2 protein-coding genes are annotated in these 2,476 nt (G+C 69.3%); both read left to right on the top strand.

Translation table 11 applies throughout. The features are described 5' to 3' along the window. The first annotated feature begins 380 nt into the window (after nt 1-380). Nucleotides 381-686, top strand: a complete 306-nt coding sequence (gene groES, locus ACFRMQ_RS40120) for a co-chaperone GroES (RefSeq protein WP_014136232.1) — start codon at nt 381-383, stop codon at nt 684-686. A gap of 116 nt (nt 687-802) precedes the next feature. Beyond that, nucleotides 803-2,431 carry a chaperonin GroEL gene (gene groL, locus ACFRMQ_RS40115; protein ID WP_380735846.1) on the top strand — a complete coding sequence of 543 codons (1,629 nt, stop codon included), beginning with the start codon at nt 803-805 and terminating at the stop codon, nt 2,429-2,431. Nucleotides 2,432-2,476 lie beyond the last annotated feature (45 nt).

Genomic DNA, 2,476 nt, shown 5'->3' with positions numbered 1-2,476 from the left:
GGTAGAAGGCGGCGACCGGGAGCGCCGCCCCCAGCAGGAGCAGGGTCGGCAGGGCGAGCGAGGCGTCCTTGAGCCGGGACGGGCCGATGCGGACCGGGATCGGAGTCATGCCACAAGTCTGTCGAGCGGGGCCGGGCCGCACATGAGTACGACTACTCATCCGTCGTCCGGGGTCCCCAGGTCCGTCTTCCGGGGTCTGCGGGGGCGCGCCGTTGGCACTCTGGTTGACTGAGTGCTAACACGGCCCTATGGTCGTCCTTGGCACTCACCACCTGGAGAGTGCTAACGCGACGACGTGTGCCTGACCCCCGCGACGGCAGGCTCGCAGGATCGCCCCTACCCGTTAGAAAACCCCGTAATCTCCGAAGGGGAGCTCGGACGTGACCACCAGCAGCAAGGTTGCCATCAAGCCGCTCGAGGACCGCATCGTGGTCCAGCCGCTCGACGCCGAGACCACCACGGCCTCCGGCCTGGTTATCCCGGACACCGCCAAGGAGAAGCCCCAGGAGGGCGTCGTCCTGGCCGTCGGCCCGGGCCGCTTCGAGGACGGCCAGCGTCTGCCGCTCGACGTCGCCGTGGGTGACATCGTCCTGTACTCGAAGTACGGCGGCACCGAGGTCAAGTACCAGGGCGAGGAGTACCTGGTGCTCTCGGCCCGCGACGTCCTCGCGATCATCGAGAAGTAAGACGTTCCGACCCGCCCCGGATCCGTGTCCCAAGTGACAGGGGCCCGGGGCGTGGTCGTTGGTTCACGTAGTTCGGCGGCCGGTGGCCCGGTCGTAGCCCCGAGGGAATAGGGAACATGGCGAAGATCCTGCAGTTCGACGAGGACGCCCGCCGCTCGCTGGAGCGCGGTGTCAACAAGCTGGCCGACACCGTCAAGGTGACCATCGGCCCCAAGGGCCGCAACGTCGTCATCGACAAGAAGTTCGGCGCCCCGACCATCACCAACGACGGTGTCACCATCGCCCGCGAGGTCGAGCTGGACGACCCGTACGAGAACCTTGGCGCGCAGCTCGTCAAGGAGGTCGCCACCAAGACCAACGACGTCGCCGGCGACGGCACCACCACCGCCACCGTGCTGGCCCAGGCCCTGGTGAACGAGGGTCTGCGCAACGTCGCCGCCGGTGCCGGCCCGGCCGCCCTGAAGAAGGGCATCGACAAGGCCGTCGCCGCCGTCTCCGAGCACCTGCTCTCCATCGCCCGCGAGATCGAGGGCAAGGACGACGTCGCCGCCGTCGCGTCCCTCTCCGCGCAGGACACCCAGGTCGGCGAGCTGATCGCCGAGGCGATCGACAAGGTCGGCAAGGACGGTGTCATCACCGTCGAGGAGTCGAACACCTTCGGCGTGGAGCTGGACTTCACCGAGGGCATGCAGTTCGACAAGGGCTACCTGTCGCCGTACTTCGTCACCGACGCGGAGCGGCAGGAGGCGGTCCTGGAGGACCCGTACATCCTGATCAACCAGGGCAAGATCTCCTCCATCCAGGAGCTGCTGCCGCTGCTGGAGAAGATCCTCCAGGGCGGTGCCTCGAAGCCGCTGCTGATCATCGCCGAGGACGTCGACGGCGAGGCGCTGTCGACCCTGGTCGTGAACAAGATCCGTGGCACCTTCAACGCCGTCGCCGTCAAGGCCCCGGGCTTCGGCGACCGCCGCAAGGCGATCCTCGGCGACCTGGCCGTCCTGACCGGTGGCCAGGTCATCTCCGAGGAGGTCGGCCTCAAGCTCGACCAGGTCGGTCTGGACGTGCTGGGCACCGCCCGCCGCGTGACCATCACCAAGGACGAGACCACCGTCGTCGACGGTGCCGGTGACGCCGAGGCCGTGGCCGGCCGCGTCGCCCAGATCAAGGGCGAGATCGCCGCGACCGACTCCGACTGGGACCGCGAGAAGCTGCAGGAGCGCCTGGCCAAGCTGGCCGGCGGCGTCTGCGTCATCAAGGTCGGCGCCGCCACCGAGGTGGAGCTCAAGGAGCGCAAGCACCGCCTGGAGGACGCCATCTCGGCGACCCGCGCCGCGGTCGAGGAGGGCATCGTCGCCGGTGGTGGCGCCTCCCTGGTCCACGCCGCCAAGGTGCTGGAGGACGGCCTGGGCCTGTCGGGTGACGAGGCCACCGGTGTCGCCGTGGTCCGCAAGGCGCTGCACGAGCCGCTGCGCTGGATCGCCCAGAACGCCGGCCTGGAGGGCTACGTCATCACCTCCAAGGTCTCCGAGCTGGAGGCCGGCCAGGGCTACAACGCCGCCACCGGCGAGTACGGCGACCTGGTGAAGGCCGGCGTCATCGACCCGGTCAAGGTCACCCGCTCGGCCCTGGAGAACGCCGCCTCGATCGCCTCCCTGCTCCTCACCACCGAGACCCTCGTGGTGGAGAAGAAGGAGGAGGAGGCCGAGGCCGGTCACTCGCACGGCGGTCACGGCCACTCGCACTGAGGCTCCGACGCCTGACCGGAGGCCCGGTCCGCTCCCTCGGGGCGG

This window comes from Kitasatospora sp. NPDC056783, assembly GCF_042789895.1.
Classification (GTDB): domain Bacteria; phylum Actinomycetota; class Actinomycetes; order Streptomycetales; family Streptomycetaceae; genus Kitasatospora.
This window is presented reverse-complemented; position numbering and strand designations above follow the sequence as displayed.

Excerpts from the sequence above, each read along its gene's own strand:
- groL (WP_380735846.1), top strand. The coding sequence starts at position 803 with ATGGCGAAGATCCTGCAGTTCGACGAGGACGCCCGCCGCTCGCTGGAG.